At 70.2% G+C, this 19714-nt stretch carries 17 protein-coding genes, 2 pseudogenes and 1 riboswitch; of the genes and pseudogenes, 16 read left to right on the top strand and 3 right to left on the bottom strand.

Going from position 1 to position 19714, the window contains the following annotated elements:
* The first annotated feature begins 96 nt into the window (after positions 1–96).
* From ACYVO6_RS00395 to ACYVO6_RS00375, 5 genes and pseudogenes are all read left to right on the top strand, one after another.
* The gene (locus ACYVO6_RS00395; protein ID WP_461056363.1) at positions 97–1539 is read left to right on the top strand and encodes a GuaB1 family IMP dehydrogenase-related protein; all 1443 of its coding nucleotides are present in this window, start codon (positions 97–99) and stop codon (positions 1537–1539) included.
* Positions 1540–1759: 220 nt separating this feature from the next.
* Positions 1760–2080 (top strand): annotated as a pseudogene (locus ACYVO6_RS00390) (Lrp/AsnC ligand binding domain-containing protein); the annotation flags it as partial.
* Positions 2081–2276: 196 nt separating this feature from the next.
* A complete protein-coding gene (locus ACYVO6_RS00385) occupies positions 2277–3479 on the top strand; it encodes an MFS transporter (protein WP_461056362.1) in 1203 nt (400 codons plus the stop codon).
* A gap of 158 nt (positions 3480–3637) precedes the next feature.
* The gene (locus tag ACYVO6_RS00380) at positions 3638–4489 is read left to right on the top strand and encodes a carbon-nitrogen hydrolase family protein (RefSeq protein WP_461056361.1); all 852 of its coding nucleotides are present in this window, start codon (positions 3638–3640) and stop codon (positions 4487–4489) included.
* Between the two features lie 338 nt (positions 4490–4827).
* Positions 4828–6135, top strand: a pseudogene (locus tag ACYVO6_RS00375) (flavin monoamine oxidase family protein); the annotation flags it as partial.
* A 30-nt stretch (positions 6136–6165) separates the two neighbouring features.
* On the opposite strand, the gene ACYVO6_RS00370 reads toward ACYVO6_RS00375, so the two are convergent.
* Complete coding sequence (locus tag ACYVO6_RS00370; RefSeq protein ID WP_461056360.1) at positions 6166–7098, bottom strand: LLM class F420-dependent oxidoreductase; 933 nt, start codon at positions 7096–7098, stop codon at positions 6166–6168.
* A 97-nt stretch (positions 7099–7195) separates the two neighbouring features.
* A complete protein-coding gene (locus tag ACYVO6_RS00365; protein WP_461056359.1) occupies positions 7196–7882 on the bottom strand; it encodes a DUF5995 family protein in 687 nt (228 codons plus the stop codon).
* A 172-nt stretch (positions 7883–8054) separates the two neighbouring features.
* Here ACYVO6_RS00365 and ACYVO6_RS00360 point away from each other — a divergent pair, with 172 nt between their 5' ends.
* On the top strand, positions 8055–9182 hold the full coding sequence (locus ACYVO6_RS00360; RefSeq protein ID WP_461056706.1) for a glycoside hydrolase family 6 protein: 1128 nt from the start codon (positions 8055–8057) through the stop codon (positions 9180–9182).
* Here ACYVO6_RS00360 and ACYVO6_RS00355 read toward each other — a convergent pair.
* Positions 9164–10384, bottom strand: coding sequence for an MFS transporter (locus tag ACYVO6_RS00355; protein ID WP_461056358.1), 1221 nt, complete (start codon positions 10382–10384; stop codon positions 9164–9166). The two genes, ACYVO6_RS00360 and ACYVO6_RS00355, sit on opposite strands and share 19 nt — an antisense overlap.
* A 139-nt stretch (positions 10385–10523) precedes the next feature.
* On the opposite strand from ACYVO6_RS00355, the gene ACYVO6_RS00350 reads away from it, so the two are divergent.
* From ACYVO6_RS00350 to ACYVO6_RS00305, 10 genes are all read left to right on the top strand, one after another.
* Positions 10524–11690 (top strand): ROK family transcriptional regulator, encoded by a 1167-nt coding sequence (locus tag ACYVO6_RS00350; protein WP_461056357.1) that lies wholly within the window; start codon positions 10524–10526, stop codon positions 11688–11690.
* A gap of 278 nt (positions 11691–11968) precedes the next feature.
* A riboswitch (FMN riboswitch) is annotated at positions 11969–12099 on the top strand.
* A 151-nt stretch (positions 12100–12250) separates the two neighbouring features.
* Positions 12251–12853 (top strand): riboflavin synthase, encoded by a 603-nt coding sequence (locus ACYVO6_RS00345; RefSeq protein ID WP_461056356.1) that lies wholly within the window; start codon positions 12251–12253, stop codon positions 12851–12853.
* Positions 12850–13494 carry a nicotinamide mononucleotide transporter family protein gene (locus ACYVO6_RS00340; RefSeq protein WP_461056355.1) on the top strand — a complete coding sequence of 215 codons (645 nt, stop codon included), beginning with the start codon at positions 12850–12852 and terminating at the stop codon, positions 13492–13494. The genes ACYVO6_RS00345 and ACYVO6_RS00340 overlap by 4 nt, the downstream gene beginning before the upstream one ends.
* Positions 13491–14780: a bifunctional 3,4-dihydroxy-2-butanone-4-phosphate synthase/GTP cyclohydrolase II gene (locus tag ACYVO6_RS00335; RefSeq protein WP_461056354.1), complete on the top strand. Its 1290-nt coding sequence runs from the start codon at positions 13491–13493 to the stop codon at positions 14778–14780. The genes ACYVO6_RS00340 and ACYVO6_RS00335 overlap by 4 nt, the downstream gene beginning before the upstream one ends.
* Positions 14781–14808: 28 nt before the next feature.
* The gene (gene ribH, locus ACYVO6_RS00330) at positions 14809–15294 is read left to right on the top strand and encodes a 6,7-dimethyl-8-ribityllumazine synthase (RefSeq protein ID WP_033321827.1); all 486 of its coding nucleotides are present in this window, start codon (positions 14809–14811) and stop codon (positions 15292–15294) included.
* A 34-nt stretch (positions 15295–15328) separates the two neighbouring features.
* Positions 15329–15601: a phosphoribosyl-ATP diphosphatase gene (locus ACYVO6_RS00325; protein ID WP_031486114.1), complete on the top strand. Its 273-nt coding sequence runs from the start codon at positions 15329–15331 to the stop codon at positions 15599–15601.
* A gap of 55 nt (positions 15602–15656) precedes the next feature.
* On the top strand, positions 15657–16505 hold the full coding sequence (gene hisG, locus ACYVO6_RS00320; protein ID WP_461056353.1) for an ATP phosphoribosyltransferase: 849 nt from the start codon (positions 15657–15659) through the stop codon (positions 16503–16505).
* 20 nt (positions 16506–16525) lie between these two features.
* Positions 16526–17005, top strand: a complete 480-nt coding sequence (locus tag ACYVO6_RS00315; protein WP_461056352.1) for a PH domain-containing protein — start codon at positions 16526–16528, stop codon at positions 17003–17005.
* Positions 17006–17203: 198 nt separating this feature from the next.
* The gene (locus tag ACYVO6_RS00310; RefSeq protein ID WP_461056350.1) at positions 17204–18532 is read left to right on the top strand and encodes a hemolysin family protein; all 1329 of its coding nucleotides are present in this window, start codon (positions 17204–17206) and stop codon (positions 18530–18532) included.
* A complete protein-coding gene (locus tag ACYVO6_RS00305) occupies positions 18529–19635 on the top strand; it encodes a hemolysin family protein (protein WP_461056348.1) in 1107 nt (368 codons plus the stop codon). The genes ACYVO6_RS00310 and ACYVO6_RS00305 overlap by 4 nt, the downstream gene beginning before the upstream one ends.
* Positions 19636–19714 lie beyond the last annotated feature (79 nt).

Here is a 19714-nt window from a genome sequence, read left to right as displayed (position 1 = left end):
AGGTCGTAGCCACCGTCATGGGACAATGAGGTACGTGCTCTTCCCTCGCGCTGACCTGCTCGGGGGCCACCTCTGATCGACTGGGATGTGCAGCACGTGCGTTTCCTCAATGACGTCCAGCCCGCATACGACCTGACGTACGACGACGTCTTCATGGTGCCGAACCGTTCCGCGGTCGGCTCGCGGCAGGACGTCGATCTGTCGTCGCCGGACGGCACCGGCACCACGATTCCGCTGGTGGTCGCCAACATGACGGCGATCGCGGGCCGCCGGATGGCCGAGACCGTGGCCCGTCGCGGTGGGCTCGTCGTCATTCCGCAGGACATCCCGATCGACGTCGTCACCGAGGTCATCTCCTGGGTCAAGGGCCGCCATCTGGTGCTCGACACCCCGATCATCCTCGCGCCCCACCAGACCGTCGCCGACGCGCTGGCGCTGCTGCCCAAGCGGGCGCACAACGCGGGCGTCGTCGTCGATGAGGACGGCAAGCCCGTCGGCGTGGTCACCGACGCCGACCTGAGCGGGGTCGACCGCTTCACACAGCTGGCCGAGGTCATGTCCCGGGACCTGCTGCTGCTCGACGCGGACATCGAGCCGCGCGAGGCCTTCAACACGCTCGACGGCGCCAACCGTCGTTACGCCCCAGCCGTGCACAAGGATGGCAGCCTCGCCGGAATCCTGACCCGCAAGGGCGCCCTGCGCGCGACCCTCTACACACCGGCCACCGACGCGAAGGGCAGGCTGCGCATCGCCGCCGCCCTCGGTATCAACGGCGATGTGGCGGGCAAGGCCAAGCAGCTGCTCGACGCAGGCGTGGACACGCTCGTCATCGACACGGCGCACGGCCACCAGGAGTCGATGGTCACCGCGATCAAGCTGGTACGCGCCCTCGACCCGCGGGTCCCGATCGTCGCGGGCAACGTCGTCGCCGCGGCCGGAGTGCGGGACCTGATCGAGGCGGGCGCCGACATCGTCAAGGTGGGCGTGGGCCCCGGCGCCATGTGCACCACGCGCATGATGACCGGCGTCGGTCGGCCGCAGTTCTCGGCCGTCCTGGAGTGCGCCGCCGAGGCGAAGAAGTACGGCAAGCATGTGTGGGCCGACGGCGGAGTCCGTCACCCGCGCGACGTGGCGATGGCGCTCGCGGCCGGTGCGTCGAACGTGATGATCGGCTCCTGGTTCGCCGGTACGTACGAGTCGCCGGGCGACCTGCACCAGGACGCCGACGGGCGCCCGTACAAGGAGTCGTACGGCATGGCCTCGGCCCGCGCCGTCAGGAACCGCACCAGTGAGGAGTCGGCGTACGACCGGGCCCGCAAGGGCCTGTTCGAGGAGGGCATCTCCACCTCCCGCATGTTCCTCGACCCGGCCCGCCCGGGCGTCGAGGACCTGATCGACGCGATCACCGCGGGCGTCCGCTCCTCCTGCACCTACGCCGGCGCGAGCTCCCTGGAGGAGTTCACCGAAAAGGCGGTCATCGGCATCCAGAGCGCCGCCGGCTACGCGGAGGGCATGCCGCTGCATGCCAGCTGGAACTGACGCGGAGTGCGGATCGCCGAGTGCGGGTCGGCCGACGTTCGCGCTGCTCGGCTGGGCGGCCGGCCACGACGGACCCGCAGATTCGAACTGCCTTCAAGTGGAGCACCGACGCATCACTCCGTAATGCATCGGGTACGCTCAGTGCATTGTCGGGGGCGACAACCAAGTCCCCAGCAACCCGAGTGAGTCCCGTACTTGCTCCTGCGGCCGGAAGGGTCGTCGCTGGACAGGTCTGACCTGTCCAACTCCCCGGAGCGATCCAGGGGAGAGTCTCCCGGATTCATCCGGGAGAGAACTTCAATGCCGCAGCAACACGTCTCCCGAGGCCATCCAACGTGGTCTCGAGCGCTATCAGGAGGTCGTGGCCGCGTCCGCCGTCACCGGTGAGGCGGACGCGGTGGTTCAGGTCTTCGCCTCCGACATGCGGCACTTCGAACGGGTGCTGGAGCGGATCGCGGGGGAGCCGTTCGTGGAGCGGACGAAGTCGGTGCTGGTGCTGTCGCCTCTGCTGCGGAGGTTCTCGTCGGGGGCGCCCGGCTGAGAACTCGGGCCGTGAGGTTGTTGGCCGGCTGCGGGTTCGTCGTGGTTGATCGCGCAATAACCACTTACGGGTCACGGCGCGCCCCGTCTACTATCGGTGCCATGACCTGGCGACATTGATTCACCAGCCGTGCCTCCCGAGGGCCGCCTCGGGCGCCGTATCCCCGGCGTCCGAACCAGCCCTGCGGGAAGGCCTCATGACAATCTCACCCACACGCGTGCCCAGCACCGATGCCCGACGGCTGACGGCCACGCTGTACGGCTACGCGTTCCTCGACGACTTCGTCCTGCTCTACCCGGTGTACGCGCTGCTGTTCGCCGACACCGGACTCTCGGTCTGGCAGATCTCCTCCCTCTTCGCCCTGTGGTCGCTGACCGGCGTCCTGGTCGAGATCCCGTCCGGCGCCTGGGCCGACGCCGTCTCCCGGCGGCTGTTGCTGTGGCTCGGGCCGCTGCTCAGCGCCGCCGGATTCGCCCTGTGGCTGTTGGTCCCGTCCTACTGGGCGTTCGCCGTCGGCTTTGTGCTCTGGGGCATCAAGGGAGCCCTCGGCTCCGGCGCGCTGGAGGCGCTGGTGTACGAGGAACTCGACCGGCTCGGGGCGGCCGACCGGTACGCACGCGTCATGGGCCGCGCCCAGGCGGCCGGCCTCGTCGGCGTCATGGCGGCGATGGGCCTGGCCGGACCGGTGCTCGCGATCGGCGGATACCCGGCGGTGGGGCTGGCCAGTGTGCTGGCCTGCCTGCTGACCGCGGCCGTCGCGGTCCGGTTCCCGGAGCACCGCGACCCGAACTCGACCACCGGTGGCGACAGTTGGACCGCGGCGCTGCGTGCCGGACTCGCCGAGGCGCGCGACGACCGGTCCGTACGCGGTGCGCTGCTGCTCGTCCCGGCCGTCTCCGCCGTGTGGGGCGCGCTCGATGAGTACACGCCGCTGCTGGTGCGCGACACCGGGGTGTCGGACACCGCTGTTCCATGGTTACTTCTGCTGATCTGGGCCGGAGCCACGGCCGGCGGCCTGCTGGCCGGAGCGGGGGAGCGCCTGGGCGCTACCGGACTGGCCGGGCTGCTCGCCGGCTCGGCCCTGGCTCTGGCCGCGGGCGCGGTGGCGGGGACAGCGGCCGCCATCGCGTTGGTGGCCCTCGCCTTCGGCGGCTTCCAGCTGGCGAGCGTCCTGGCCGACGCCCGACTGCAGGACCGCATCAGCGGAACCGGTCGCGCCACGCTCACCTCGGTCGCCGGAGTGGGCACCGAGCTGACCACCGTCACCGTGTACGGCGCGTACGCGGTGATCGGCTCGACAGTCGAACACGGCTCCGTCTTCGCCCTGTTCGCGGTGCCGTACCTGGTGACGGCACTGATCCTTCTGGCCAGATCGTCGGCGGCCAAGGCACGACCGTGAACCCCCGCCGCCGGTCCGCGCAACGAATCGCCGCCCCGCCCACGACATACGCAACGATTCGCCCTCAAACGCGCAACAGCTCCGCCTTGTCCGCCCGAAGCCGCCGACCGTACCGTCTATCTGGCCCCCACCCCCTCCGCCCCCGGTGAGGAACACCCATGCGCACCGCCCTGCTCCAGAGCTCCGGACGCCCCGGCTCCGTCGCCGCGAACCTCAAGGTTCTCGACGAGGCGGCTGGGCGTGCCGCTGCCGCGGGCGCCGGGCTGCTGGTGGCGCCGGAGATGTTCCTCACCGGGTACGCGATAGGGGCGGACGTGCGCCGGCTCGCCGAGCCCGCCGACGGGGACTGGGCCGACGCGGTCGCGGAGATCGCCGGGCGGCACGGACTCGCGATCGTGTACGGCTACCCGGAGCGCGACGGCGAGACCGTCTTCAACGCCGCCCAGCTGATCGCCGCCGACGGCCACCGTCTCGCCAACTACCGCAAGACCCACCTCTTCGGCTGCTTCGAGCGCGACCACTTCACGCCGGGCGCCAAGCCGGTGGTCCAGGCCGAGCTCGACGGCCTCCGCATCGGCCTGATGATCTGCTACGACGTGGAGTTCCCGGAGAACGTCCGCGCCCACGCCCTGGCCGGCACCGACCTCCTCGTGGTCCCCACGGCCCAGATGCACCCGTTCCAGTTCGTCGCCGAGTCCGTCGTACCGGTGCGCGCCTTCGAGAACCAGATGTACGTCGCGTACGTCAACCGGGTCGGCGCGGAAGGGGAGTTCGAGCTCGTCGGACTCTCCACGCTGGCCGGTCCTGATGGGGTGGCCCGGGCCCGCGCGGGCCCGGGCGAAGTGCGAGATCGGCGGCCAGCTGCGGGCGGTGGCTCCGACGGGTGCGGTCCCTCCCTCACCGCCGAGCTGGGCGCGATGCGCTTCCCGCCTCTTCCACGGCGCTCCAGCACTACATCGACCTGGTGGGCCTTGAGACCCGGCCGTTCCCCAACCGCTCCTGAAGACTGAGCAGGAGTGAGCCCGATCAGCCGCACGCCCCGAACGGTCTTGGGCGCACTGGTCCCCGGCGTACTCAACCCCAAGTCGGCGACACGCATCCTGTGCGTGGTCCGATCCCGGGAGGCCAGTTCCTTGCGCGACCTGGCCAGCTGGGTGCGGCCAGCGGCGACGGGGAGGCCCCGAACCATCCTCTGGTGGAGCGGGGGCCCCGCACACTGGCGCCGTACCCGGCGTCCCAGATCGCACGATCACGTTAACCCGGTCGGCCCACGGTGCCGCAAGCCCGCGAGCCGACCATCACACGATCGAGCTAACTCGACCTCGTGCACGCTCTCCTGCGAGCAGCTGCCAGCCCCCTTGCCGAGGTGACGCCTTCGACGGTCGTCGACCTCAAGGGCGAGTCCCACTACGCCCGCACCATCGACGACTTGCCGGAGGTCTACCGCCAGGTCGCGACGGCCTGGAACGCCTGCCTCGAAGACGGCGCCGACTTCTCCGACATGAACCAGGCCATGCGCGAGCGCGACGTCCCGCGGATCCGCGAGATCTGGGCCAGGCTCGTCGAGAAGCTCGACAACCAGACGTTCTACGGCTTCCTCTGCGACTCGGAGGCCTTCAGATCCTTTCGGCACCGCGAGATCTTCGGCCAGGTCGGCTTCGGCACGGGCGGCTGGGACACCGACTTCCCCAACTCGATCCTCGAGATCCTGCGCGTCGTCTACACCGAGGCCGACGACCACCACCGCGGCATCGTCGGCGGCAGCCGGCAACTCCCGCTCCGGCTCTGGGAACGCGAGCCGGAGAAGATCGTCCACTGGCCGTACGGGACATCGCTCGCGAAACTGCACGACGGAAGTCCGAAGCCCGCCGTGACCCGCCTGAACCGCACGGCCGGCAACCGGATCACCGTGACCGACGCGAACGGCGATATCCGTACGTACCAGGCGGCGATCTTCACCGCCCAGTCCTGGATGCTGCTCTCCAAGGTCGACTGCGACGACTCGCTCTTCCCGATCGACCACCGGACCGCCATCGAGCGCACCCACTACATGGAGTCGAGCAAGCTCTTCGTGCCCGTCGACCGGCCCTTCTGGCTGGACACGGACGAAGAAACCGGGCGGGACGTCATGTCGATGACCCTCACCGACCGTATGACGCGCGGCACCTACCTCCTCGACAACGGTCCGGACCGTCCCGCCGTCATCTGCCTCTCCTACACCTGGTGCGACGACAGTCTGAAGTGGCTGCCGCTGTCCGCGAACGAGCGCATGGAGGTCATGCTGAAGTCGCTCGGTGAGATCTATCCGAAGGTCGACATCCGGAAGTACATCATCGGCAGCCCGGTGACCGTGTCCTGGGAGAACGAGCCCTGTTTCATGGGCGCGTTCAAGGCCAACCTGCCCGGCCACTACCGCTACCAGCGGCGCCTGTTCACACACTTCATGCAGGACCGGCTCCCCGAGGACAAACGCGGCATCTTCCTCGCGGGTGACGACATCTCCTGGACGGCGGGCTGGGCCGAGGGCGCCGTCCAGACCGCGCTGAACGCCGTATGGGGCGTCATGCACCACCTCGGCGGCCAGACCGACCCGGCCAACCCCGGACCCGGCGACGTCTACGAAGAGATCGCACCGGTGGAACTGCCCGAGGACTGAGACCGGGTCGGCCAGCAGTTGCCGAGAGCCTCAGACCCCGGCCGCCCGCGCCGCCGTGTACACCTCGGCGGCCACGTCCTTGAGCTCCTGGGCGTCCCGCGTCGAGGACTGGATGTCCAGGAAGAACTCGTCGAGGCCGATCTCCGCGTGGGCCTTGAGGTCCGTCACGATCTGCTCGACGTTGCCCTGGAACGGGGCTCGGTCGGCGCCGTCGTATGCCTTCGCCGTGTACTGCACGTTGTTCACCCGCGCCACGGTCTCGATCGGCTTCGTACGGCCGCGCTCGGCTGCCAGGTCCTGCACCTGCCGCCATTGTGCGGCGAGTTGCTCGGCCCCCATGGCGACCGGCAGCCAGCCGTCGGCGCGGTCGACGAGCCGGGTCAGTGCCTTCTTGCTGTTGGCGGGCAGCAGGATCGGGATCGGCCGGGCGGGCTTGGGCCCGACCACGGCCGACGCGATCTTGGTGATGCGGCCCTCGTACACCACCGGGTCCGGGCCCCACACCGCCTGGCACACGTCGAGGACCTCGTCCAGGACCTTGCCGCGCTCCTCGAACGGTGCGACGCCCGCGGCCGCGTACTCATCCAGCGACCAGCCCGTGCCGAAGCCCGCCACCACCCGGCCGCCACTCGCCGCGTCCAGCGTGCCGAGCGTCTTGGCCAGCTGGAAGGGGCCGTGCAGCGGGGCGACCAGGACACCCGTGCCGAGCCGGACCCGCTCGGTGGCCGTGACCGCCAGGGTCAGCGTGACCAGGGGGTCGGGGACGCTTCGGTAGTGCTCGGGCCAGGGCAGGCCCGGGACACCGTACAGGCCCTGCGTCGCGGGCTCCGGGAACAGGGCGCGCTCGTACACCCACAAGCTCTCGTAGCCGATCTGCTCGGCGGTGCGCGCCACATCGGGTACGTCCCGTCCGATGTCGTACTGCCGCGCTTGGGGAAGACAGAGCCCCAACCTAGTGGCCATGCGTACGCTCCTTTGCGTCGGTTCGCGTCAGGCTGTTCAACGGTCAACCTAACGCGCGCGTACCCCGATTCAACGGTGACGAGCCGGTGTGGCCGGATCAATCCGGCAGGGGGGTGAGCAGCATCCGGCTCGCCAGACCAACGGCCGCATCCAGGCGTCGGGCGAACTCGTCGGCGAGGTCGGGCAGTGCGCGCAGGGCCCACAGCGCGCGGGCCGCCGACCATGCTCCGTCCCGCGCCCGCTCCAGGCTCCACGAGCCGATCAGATGGGTGAGCGGATCGGCGATCTGGAGGACGTCGGGGCCCGGCATCAGATCTTCGCGGATGCGCTCCTCCAGCGTGCTGAGGATGTCGCCCACGTGGTCGAACTCGTCCTCCAGGTCGACGGGGTCGCAGTCGAGCGTACGACAGGCGTCCACTACGGCGAGCGCCAGGTCGTGCCCGATGTGCGCATTGATGCCCGCCAGCGCGAACTGCAAGGGGCGTACGCCGGGATGGCGCCGGAACTGGAACAGCGGACGCCAGCAGGCGGGCGGACGGCGTTCTTCGGCGACCGCATCGACGGCCGCGAGGTAGCGCTCGGCGAACCGTACGTCCAGCGTGATCGCGGTCTGCGCGTCGGGGAATTGACCGGCGTCCACGTGCCGGTCGACCTCCTCCGTGACGGCGAGGTAGACGCGGTTGAAGACCGCGACACCGTCCCGCGCCGGCCAAGTCGCGCTCAGCGTGCGCAAACGAGATACGACCTTGTCCACGGGTGTCGCGAAATGTTCCAACTGGACCATGGATGCAGCGTCCCACCCTTAGGGTGGCTAATGGTCCGACGGGCCGAACGCTTCCCCAGAACGGGGGAACGCGCTCGATCGGGAAGAGGGGGAGCACCGAGTGTCAGGCAAACGTGCCCGGCGCCTTGCCGAACGTAGGGTCGAGCGCAGGCGCGCCGCCCGGCGTGGCGCAATGGTGTCGGTGGCCTCCGCCGTGGTGGCGGTCGGCACCGCGACGGGGATGATGTCCGCACTCGACGACGGACGCGGCGACGAGGCCCGCCCGGAGGTGACCAGCTCCCCGTTCCTGGACCCCGGTCCGGCCGTGCCGACCTCCTCGCCCACGAAGACGTCTCCCTCACCGTCCCCCTCGCCGTCCAAGTCCTCGGCCAAGCCGAGCCCCAAGCCGTCGAAAGCCCCGAAGCCCGAGGTGAAGAAGCCGAAGGCCGTCGAGGTGTCCACGAATCTGTACCGCTACCCCGATTCCAATGTGCTCGAGTGGGTCGCCGCGAACCGCAACGACCCGCGTGCCGCGCTCATAGAGTCCCGGATAGCGGACCGTCCGCAGGCAGTGTGGTTCGCGGAGTTCGCTCCGGACACCATCACCTCGCGGGTCCGCGCGGTCACGTCCGCCGCCGCAGCCAAGGGGAGCGTCCCGGTCGTGGTGCCGTACGCGATTCCGCAGCGCGACTGCGGCGGGCCCTCCCAGGGTGGGGCGGGCAACCTCGGCGAGTACGACGCGTGGATCGACAAGTTCGCGGCGGGCCTCGGCTCCGGCGAGGTCGTCGTGATCCTGGAGCCCGACGCCATCGCCCTGTCCGACTGCCTTTCCGAAGGTGCACGGGCCGACCGCTTCGCCTCGTTGGCCCGCGCCGGCCGCGTCCTCAAGGCCGCGAACCCGAACGCCCGGGTGTACTACGACGCCGGCCACTCCAGCTGGCGTCCCGCCTCGACAATGGCCGGGCTGCTGCGCCAGGCGGGCGCCGCCTCGGCCGCCGGCTCGGACGGCATCTTCAGCAACGTCGCCAACTTCAACGGTACGAGCGGCGAGATCGCGTACGTCCGGCAGACCCTGGACGCGCTCGGCGGCCCCGCGAGCCTCGGCGCCGTCATCGACACCAGCCGCAACGGCAACGGCGCCCCGCCCCCCGGCGAGTGGTGCGATCCGGTGGGCCGCAAACTGGGCCAGGCACCGACCCTGAGCACCGGCGAGGCCCGGATCGACGGCTACCTGTGGATCAAGCTGCCGGGCGAGTCCGACGGCTGCCTGGCCGCGCCGGGGACGTTCGCACCGGACTACGCCTACGACTTGGCGCGCTGAACCGGCTCCTGTGAAGGGAGCGCGCCGCCGGTCTGCCGGCCGCCTGCCCGCAGCACGCCCGCGAACGCGACGAGCCCGAAGGCCAGGGCAGTCACCAGGCCGAAGGACACCATCAGGCTCGTCGCGTCCGCGATCGTGCCGATCGCGGAGGGGGCGATCAGGCCCGAGGTGTACGTGATGGTGGCGACGCCCGCGATGGCCTGGGCGGGGTTGGGGCCGCTGCGTCCGGCCGCCGCGAAGCAGAGCGGGACGACGACGGCGATGCCGAGGCCCAGCAGCGCGAAGCCGCTCATCGCCACCGCTGTGGTTCCGACGTGTCCGGCTACCACGACGAGCAGCCCGCCGAGGGTCGCGAGGAAGCCGCCGACGCGTACGGTGCGGACCGGCCCGAAGCGGTCGATCACCCTGTCGCCGGCGATGCGCGCGAGCGCCATGGTGAGCGTGAAGCCGGTCGTGGACGCCGCCGCGACGCCGGCCGAGCTGTCGAGCACGTCCCGCAGATAGACCGCCGACCAGTCCAGGCTGGCCCCTTCCGCGAACACCGCGCAGAACCCGACCGCACCGATGAGCAGCGCCGACCTGGGCGGCAGCGCGAACCGCGGCGGCGCCTCCTCGTCCTCCGTGGGCCGCAGATCCAGTACGCCCTGACAGGCGGCCACACCGATCAGCGTGAGTGCCACGGCCGCCAGCGCGTGGTGGAGGCGGGCGTCCGAGCCCAGGTGGGCGGCGAGGGTGCCGGCCGCCGAGCCGATCAGGGCGCCCGCGCTCCACCAGCCGTGCAGGCCGGACATGATCGACTTGTCGAGACGGGTCTCGACCTCGACGCCCAGCGCGTTCATCACCACGTCGGACATGCCCGCGGTGGCGCCGTACACGAACAGGGCCACGCACAGGGTGAGCAGGTTCGGCGCGAGCGAGGGGAGCACCAGGGCCAGCGTCCACAGCGCGAGCAGGCCGCGCAGGGCCGCACGGGCACCGAAGCGGTGGCTGATGCCGCTGGCCAGCGGCATCGCCACGGAGGCGCCGATCGCGGGGAACGCGAGCGCCACGCCCAGCTGGCCCGCGCTCACCGAGGCGTGATCCTGGATCCACGGGACACGGGTCGCGAACGAGCCCGTCACGGCGCCGTGCACGGCGAAAACCGTCGCCACGGCGTACCGGGCGCGCCTCAACTCGCGTTTGTCGTAGACCACTTCACTCACGTCTTTGGGCTCTCCCTCGCGCCTGTCCCGCACTGCCGACGTAAACTATCAGGGACCCTGCCTGATAGATAGTCGATAGATGGGCCGTCGTCCATTGGGCCCTCGCCGCCCTGGCCCTCCAATCTGGAAGGATCCCGGCATGCCCGCATCTCCGAGTACTGCCCGGGCCATCAACGACCGGCTCGCCCTGCGGCTGCTGCAGCAGGAAGGTCCTTTGACGGCAGGGCAGTTGAAGCAGCTCACCGGACTGTCCCGGCCCACGGTCGCCGACCTCGTGGAACGGCTGACGGCCGCCGGGCTGATCGCGGTCGTGGGGGAGGCGGGCGAGCAGCGCCGTGGTCCGAACGCCCGGCTGTACGGGATCGTCGCCGACCTCGCGCAGCTGGCCGCGCTGGACGTACGCACCGAAGGCGTGTCCGTGGTCGTCACGGATCTGCTGGGTACGGTGCTGGCCGAGGCGTCGGTGCCGATCGGGGACGAGACGGGCACCGGCTCCGCCGTCGAGCAGGCGGTCACGCTGGTCGAGCGTACGGCCAAGGAGGCCGGGGCCGACCGGCTGCACACGGTGGGGATCGGTGCGCCCGGCCTGATCGGCCCCGCCACCGGCGAACTCCGCGACTCCTCCGGACTGCCCGAGTGGCACCGGCGCCTCGTCGCCGCCCTCGACGACCGGCTCGCGGCCCGCGTCCTCGTCGAGAACGAGACGAACCTCGCGGCCCTGGCGGAGCAGCGGGCCGGCGCCGCCCGCGACCGGGACACCTTCGTCCTCCTCTGGCTCGGCCACGGCATCGGCGCCGCCGTGGTCCTCGACGGCACCCTGCGCCGGGGCGCCTCCGGCGGCACCGGCGAGATCGGCTTCCTCCCGGTCCCGGGAACCGCGGGGCTGCCGTCGGCGACGGCCTGCGACGGCGGCTTCCACTCACTCGCGGGGGCTGCGGCGATCGTCGAACTCGCCAGGCGATACGGGGTGGTGGCGCCCCCGTCGCCTCATGAGCCGCAGGCGGCGGCCTTGGTGCGGGCGGCGGTTGGCGGTGCGGCGGACCAGTTCCTCGACGCGCTCGCCGATCGAGTGGCCATCGGAGCCGCGTCCGTGATCGCTGTGCTGGACCCCGGGTGTGTGGTGCTCGCGGGGGAGATCGGGCAGGCCGGCGGCGAGGCGCTGGCGGGGCGCGTCCAGGAGCGGCTCACCCGGATGTCACCGCTGCCCACCGAGGTGCGGGCCAGTTCGCTGGGAGGCGGAGCGGTGCTTCGGGGGGCGTTGCTGATGGCGCGGGAGGGGGCGCAGGACGAGTTGTTCGGGCGGTGACCATGCGGCAGAAGCCGGGCAGGAGACCCGGCGGCGGGGCAAGGGCCTCCGTCACCGCCGCCGGGTCGCTCTTGGGGGCGGGTCGGTGAACGCAGACCCTAAGAGGACTGAATCAGTGCGTCAATAGGTATGGACCAATGGTAAGGCGCCGTGCTCATACGGAAGTTGGGCCGTCATGAGTGTCCCGTGAAGTCCATCGAGTTGCGCTGTGAGCCAGCACACAGGCATGGGGCCCGTAGGCATCGATCGGGCGTGGCACACTGGCCCTGTACCAGAAGCAGCGCACTCCGGGGTCGGTGAAACTCCGAACCGGCGGTTAAAGTCCGCGACCCGGTCGCTTCCAGCGGCCGGTTGACCAGGTGAAATTCCTGGACCGACGGTTAAAGTCCGGATGGGAGGCAGTGCGCGGCGGGCGGGCATACGTGCGCGTCGCCGTCTGTTTCGACGTGTCCCAGGGACACGTCTCATTCGGCATCGCTCCCGGTGTCGTCGTCCGTTCATATCTGTCGTCATCGACAGGCCCCGGAGTCCGTGCCCGAAGAGGCAGGAGGACCCGGGAAGTGTTCACCGGAATCGTCGAAGAGCTGGGCGAGGTCACCGCCGTCGAGAACCTCGACGACGCCTCACGTTTCCGGCTTCGTGGCCCCGTAGTCACCGAAGGCGCGCGGCATGGCGACTCCATCGCCGTCAACGGCGTATGTCTCACGGTCGTCGACCACGAAGGCGACGAGTTCACCGCCGACGTGATGGCCGAGACCCTGAACCGCTCCAGCCTCGGTGCCCTCGCCGTCGGCTCCCGCGTCAACCTCGAGCGCCCCATGGCCGTCGGCGACCGCCTCGGCGGGCACATCGTGCAGGGCCATGTGGACGGCACGGGCGAGATCATCGAGCGCAAGCCGTCCGACAACTGGGAGATCGTGAAGATCTCGCTCCCCGAGGACCTCAGGCGCTACGTCGTCGAGAAGGGCTCCATCACCGTCGACGGCATCAGCCTGACCGTCGTCGACGCGGGCCCCGACTACTTCACCATCAGCCTCATCCCCACGACCCTCGCCCTGACCACGCTCGGCCTCAAGCAGCCCGGCGACCCGGTCAACCTCGAGGTCGACGTCATCGCCAAGTACGTCGAGCGACTGCTCGGCAGCCAGGGGGCCGCACGGTGAACTGGCTGAACTCCGAGGTCTTCACGGTCTTCGGACAGCACATCAAGTGGGCGGACATGATGGGCAACACCATCGGTCTGATCGCCCTCGCCCTCGGCTGGCGGCGCTCTCTGTGGACCTGGCCCGCCCAGTTCCTCTCCGGCGTCATCCTCCTCACGGCCTTCGCGACCGCCCACCTCTCCGGCAGCGCCGGCAAGCAGGTGGTCGTCATGGCCGTCGCCGCCTGGGGCTTCTGGCAGTGGAACCGCGGCGAGCGGAAGGCGCAGGACGGCTCGGTCGCCGTACGGTTCGCCACCTGGCGGGAGCGGGCCTGTCTGGTCGGCGCCGCCGCGCTCGGCACCCTCGCGGTCGGCGGTCTGTTCACCGCGTACCCGACCCTCTCGTGGGACCCCTGGCCGGACGCGTACATCTTCGTCGGCACGATCGTCGCCATGTACGCCCAGGCGCGCGGCATGGTCGAGTTCTGGTTCGCCTGGCTTCTCGTCGACCTCGTGGGCGTGCCACTCAACTTCGCCAACGGCTTCGCCTTCTCCGGCTTCGTCTACATCATCTACGGCGCACTCGTCCTGTGGGGCATGCGCGACTGGTGGCTGCGCTCCCGTGAGTCCGCGCGGCCCGTCCTGGAAGGAGCCCCCGCATGAGTGCGGCACCCATCCTGTACAGCACTGACGGCTTCGAGGACCTCACCCTCGACCCCGTCGAGCAGGCCATCGCCGACATCGCGGCCGGCCGCCCGGTCGTGGTCGTCGACGACGAGGACCGGGAGAACGAGGGCGACCTCGTCATCGCCGCCGAGAAGGCGACCCCCGAGATCATCGCCTTCATGATGAGCGAGTGCCGGGGCATGATCTGCGCGCCGATGGAGGGCGACGAGCTCGACCGGCTCGAACTGCCGCAGATGGTGCAGCACAACACCGAGTCGATGCGCACCGCCTTCACGGTCACCGTCGACGCCACACCCGCGCACGGCGTCACCACGGGCATCTCCGCCTCCGACCGCGCCACCACACTCCAGCTGCTGGCGAGCGGTACGGCGCAGGCCGGTGACTTCGTCCGCCCCGGCCACATCTTCCCGCTGCGCGCCAGGTCCGGCGGGGTGCTGGTGCGCAACGGCCACACCGAGGCCGCCGTCGACCTCGCCCGGCTCGCCGGACTGCGCCCGGCCGGCGCGATCGTCGAGATCGCCGGTGAGGACGGCCGCATGCTGCGGCTGCCCCAGCTGATCCCGTTCGCCCGCAAGCACGGCCTGTCGATCATCTCCATCGAGGACCTCATCGCCTACCGCCGTACCTCCGAGCCCACCGTCCACCGCGAAGCCCAGACCCAACTCCCCACCGCCTACGGCGAGTTCACGGCATACGGCTACCGCTCCACCGTCGACGGCATCGAGCACGTCGCCCTCGTCCACGGCGAGATCGGCGACGGCGAGGACGTCCTCGTCCGCGTCCACTCCGAGTGCCTCACCGGCGACATCTTCCACTCGCTGCGCTGCGACTGCGGCCCCCAGCTGGAGGCCTCCCTGGAGCGCATCCACGCCGAGGGCAGGGGAGTGGTGGTGTATCTGCGCGGCCATGAGGGGCGCGGCATCGGGCTGCTGTCCAAGCTGCGTGCGTACGAACTCCAGGAACGCGGTCGCGACACCCTCGACGCCAACCTGGAGCTGGGCCTGCCCGCCGACGCCCGGGACTACGGCGCGGGCGCCCAGATCCTCGAGGACCTCGGCGTACGCAGCCTGCGCCTGATGACCAACAACCCCGACAAGACCGACGCACTCGTCCGCCACGGCCTCAAGGTCACCGACCGCGAGCCGATGCCCGTGAAGGCGGGCGAGCACAACCTCCACTACCTGCGCACCAAGCGGGACCGGATGGGGCACGACCTGCCCTGGCTGGACACGACCACTGTGTCCCCCTGCGGCAACCAGTAAGAGCACGAAAAGAACGCTGAGGAGACACGTGAGCGGCAAGGGTGCACCTGAACTGTCCGTACGCAACTGCGGCGACCTGCGCGTCGCGGTGATCGCGGCACAGTGGCACGAAAAGGTGATGGAAGGCCTCGTCGACGGCGCCCTGCGCGCCCTGCGCGAGTTGGGCATCGACGAGCCGACCGTCCTGCGCGTCCCCGGCAGCTTCGAGCTCCCGGTCGTCGCCAAGGTCCTCGCGGGCCGCGGCTACGACGCGATCGTCGCCCTCGGCGTCGTCATCCGCGGCGGCACACCCCACTTCGAGTACGTGTGCCAGGGCGTCACCCAGGGTCTCACCCAGGTCTGTGTGGACACTGGCGTCCCTATCGGCTTCGGCGTGCTGACCTGCGACACCGAGGAACAGGCCCTTGACCGCGCGGGCATCGCGGGCTCCAGCGAGGACAAGGGACACGAGGCGGTGACGGCCGCCGTGGCGACCGCGGCCACACTGCGCTCAGTATCCGAACCCTGGCGCTGAGGAACGGGCGGCTGCGCGTAAAGTGGGCGCCACCATGTCCAAGAAGACGTTCGAGGAGCTCTTCACCGAGCTCCAGCACAAGGCAGCCAACGGCGACCCCGCCACCTCTCGCACCGCCGAGCTGGTCGGCAAGGGGGTTCATGCCATCGGCAAGAAGGTCGTCGAAGAGGCCGCCGAGGTCTGGATGGCCGCCGAGTACGAGGGCAAGGAAGCGGCCGCCGAGGAGATCTCGCAGCTGCTCTACCACGTCCAGGTGATGATGGTCGCCCGCGGCATCTCCCTGGACGACGTGTACGCCCATCTCTGAGCCGCAACGCCAACTCCCGCACGCACCGTACGCACGAACAAAGGAAGCCGACCTCATGCTGCGCATCGCCGTCCCCAACAAGGGTTCCCTGTCAGGCCCTGCGGCGGAGATGCTGCATGAGGCCGGCTACCAGCAGCGCCGGGAGTCCAAGGAGCTCAGGATCGTCGACCCGGAGAACGACGTCGAGTTCTTCTATCTCCGCCCCCGCGACATCGCGATCTACGTGTCCTCCGGGCAGCTCGACATCGGCATCACCGGACGCGACCTGCTCATCGACTCGGGCGCCAATGCCGAGGAGATCCTGCCGCTCGGCTTCGCCCGCTCCACGTTCCGCTACGCCACCAAGGCCGGCACGGCGAACGGCGTCGCGGACCTGAACGGCATGACGGTCGCCACCTCGTACGAGGGCATCGTCGCCAAGCACCTCGCCGACAACGGCATCGACGCCTCCGTCGTCCACCTCGACGGCGCCGTCGAGACCGCGATCGAGCTGGGCGTCGCGGAGGTCATCGCGGACGTCGTCGAGACCGGTACCTCGCTGCGCAACGCGGGCCTCGCGGTCATCGGCGAGCCCATCATGAAGTCCGAGGCCGTCGTCATCCGCCGTACGGGGGTGGACGGCGAGGAGCCGAAGGTGCAGCAGTTCCTGCGCCGCCTTCAGGGCGTCCTGGTGGCGCGGACGTACGTGATGATGGACTACGACTGCCGCGTCGAGCAGCTGGAGAAGGCCGTGGCCCTCACGCCGGGGCTGGAGTCGCCGACGGTCTCGCCGCTGCACAACGAGGGCTGGGTCGCCGTCCGGGCGATGGTTCCGGCCAAGGAAGCCCAGCGGATCATGGACGACCTGTACGACATCGGCGCCCGGGCCATCCTGACCACGGCCATCCACGCCTGCCGTCTCTGACCGGGATCCGGAGCATGCTCATGTCGGATCTGCCCTCTCTGCCCGTCACTTTCAGGCCGGGACGTACCCGTGCCGTTCTGTTGACCGCCGGTGTCGCGATCTTCGTGGTCATCACGACGGTCGCGATGCTGCTGGAGAACCTCAGCCCGGGGGAGCGCCTCAGCTTCGTCTTCACCGGAGCGCTGCTCTTCGGGGTGCTCGTGCTGCTCTCGCGGCCGAAAGTCGTCGCTGACGAGTCCGGGGTCACCGTCGTCAACATCGCCAGCCGCCGGCACCTTGCCTGGGCGGAGATCCTGCAGGTCAACCTGCGTCCCGGCGACCCGTGGGTGTTCCTGAACCTCAGCGACGGCACCAGCCTGCCCGCGCTCGGCATCCAGCCGGGGATCGCGAAGCAGCAGGCGATCAGGGACGCCCGTACGCTGCGGGCGCTGGCCGAGGCCCGAGCGATCGGCGATGCCGAAGGACAGCACGACGGCCCGCACGACGAAGGTCACGGCTGATCTGAGGAATTCACCCTGCCGTTTTTCCGGGTGTCTTGATTAATCTGGTGCCGGAGGCGTTTTCGTTGCGCCTCCGCCCCTGATGTTCCGCCCCGGAAGTCAGGGGCTCCTGCTACTCGAGGAGTGACTCCCTCCAGCGATGGACGGATCGTCCTGTAGTACCTGCGCCGCCCCCTCCCGGCATATCGAGGCGGCGGCATGACCATCCCCCTGCTGCTCCTCGGGGCGGCGTTCCTGTTGATTCTCGCCAACGGCTTCTTCGTGGCGGCCGAGTTCGGCCTCGTCACGGTGGAGCGCCCCGACGCCGAGAAGGCCGCGGCCGAGGGCGACCGACGGGCCCACCGGGTCGTCGAGTCGCTCAAGGAGCTGTCCTTCCAGCTCTCCGGCACCCAGCTCGGCATCACCATCACCTCCCTCGTCGTCGGCATGCTCGCCGAGCCGGCGCTCGCCGAGCTGCTGCACGGCCCGTTCACCTCGATCGGCATCCCCGAAGGCGCCGTCCCCGGTGTCTCCGTGATCGTCGGCATGCTGCTGGCCTCGGCCGTGCAGATGGTGATCGGCGAGCTCGTGCCCAAGAACTGGGCGGTGTCCAAGCCGATGCAGGTCGCGCGCTTCGTCGCGGGACCCCAGCACCTCTTCTCCAGTCTGTTCAGGCCGGTGATCGCCGGCCTGAACGCCGTCGCCAACCGGCTCGTCCGCGTCTTCGGCGTCGAGCCCGCCGCGGAGCTGGCCTCCGCCCGTACCCCCGGCGAACTCGTCTCCCTGGCCCGGCACTCCGCCCGGGCCGGCACCCTGGAACAGGACACCGCCGACCTCTTCGTCCGCACCCTCTCCCTGGCCGACCTCACCGCGCAGCACGTCATGACGCCGCGCGTGAGGGTCAGCGCCCTGCAGTCCTCCGCGACCGCCGAGGATGTCGTCAACCTCACCCGCGCCACCGGCCTGTCCCGTTTCCCCGTCTACCGGGAGCGCATCGACGAAATCGTCGGCATGGTGCACCTCAAGGACGCCCTCGCGGTGCCCACACACGAACGGCTGCGCACGCCCGTCAGCCGGATCGCGCAAGCCCCGCTGCTCGTCCCGGAGACCCTGCCGGTGAAGCCCCTCCTGGAGCGGCTGCGCAGCGAGCAGCCCATCGCGGTCGTCGTCGACGAGTACGGCGGCACGGCCGGCGTCGTCACCCTGGAGGACATCGTCGAGGAACTCGTCGGCGAGGTCCGCGACGAGCACGACGGACACGACCTGCCCGAACTCGCCGTGGCCCCGCCCGAGGACGGCCGCCCCGCCTGGGACGCCGACGGCAGCTGCCGCGTCGACGTCCTCCAGCGCATCGGCCTCGACGTGCCCGAGGGTCCGTACGAGACGGTCGCCGGCCTCGTCGCCGATCTGCTCGGCCGGATCCCGGCACCCGGTGACAAGGCCGAACTCCCGGGCTGGCGCCTGTCGGTGCGGCAGGTCGGGCACTACCGGGCCGAGCGGGTACGTCTGGTCAAGGCCGCGGACGCCATGGTGGAGGCCGTCCGATGAGTCTGCTCCAACTCCTGTTCGCCGCCCTGCTCGTACTCGCCAACGGATTCTTCGTCGGTGCCGAGTTCGCGCTCGTCTCCGTACGCCGCAGCCAGATCGAACCGCTCGGCACCACACGGGCCCGGCAGGTCATGTACGGCCTGGAGAACCTGCCGCAGATGATGGCCGCCGCCCAGTTCGGCATCACCGTCTGCTCGTTGACGCTCGGCGCCGTCGCCGAGCCCACCGTGGCCCGCCTCCTGGAGCCCGTCTTCCACGCGGTGCACCTGCCCGAAGGCATGATCCATCCGCTCGGGTACGTCATCGCTCTCGCCGCGGTCGTCTTCCTCCACCTCGTCGTCGGCGAGATGCTGCCGAAGAACCTGGCGATGGCCGCGCCGGAGAAGACCGCGCTGTGGCTCAGCCCCGGCCTGGTCGCCTTCGCCCGGCTGTGCAAGCCGGTCACCGCGGGTCTGGGAGCCTGCTCCCGCCTGATCCTGAAGCTCTTCCACGTCGAGCCGAAGGACGAGGTCGAGGCGGTCTTCACCAGCGAGCAGCTCAACCGCCTTGTGGAGGACGCGGGCCAGGCCGGGTTCCTCGACCCCGAGGAGCAGGAGCGCCTGGAGGACGCGCTGGAGCTGGGCTCCCGCCCGGTCACGGATGTGCTCCTGGACCGCGAGTCACTGGTGACGGTCGGCCCCTCGGTCACCCCGGGCCAGGTCGTCGCACTCACCGCCCGCACCGGCTACTCCCGGTTCCCGGTGTGCGCGGAGAACGGCGCCTTCATGGGCTATCTGCATGTGAAGGACGTACTCGATCTGGAGGAGTCGGAGCGGGCCGTGCCGCAGCAGATCTGGCGCCCCATGACGACGCTGCGCTCCGAGCTCCCGCTGGACGACGCCCTGACCGTGATGCGCCGCGCCGCGACGCACCTCGCCCAGGTCGCCGACGCCTCGGGCCGCGTACTCGGCCTGGTCGCCTTGGAGGACGTATTGGAACTCCTGGTCGGCGAGGTGCGCGACCCGGCACACCGGGCCGCTCCGCAGACCCAGCACGCTCAACAGGTGAAGACGCTGGCGGAGCCCGTCCCGAGCGGTGCTCCGGAGGAGGCCCTGGCGAGCTGAGGGGCAAGGGGGTAGGGCGCGAAAGTGTGACACTTTCACATGAAAGTGTCACACTTTCGCGCTCGCCCCGGCCCCCGGG

The organism is Streptomyces pseudoechinosporeus, assembly GCF_054783935.1.
Note: the sequence above shows the minus strand (reverse complement) of the source record. Positions and strands in the feature narration are given on the sequence as shown.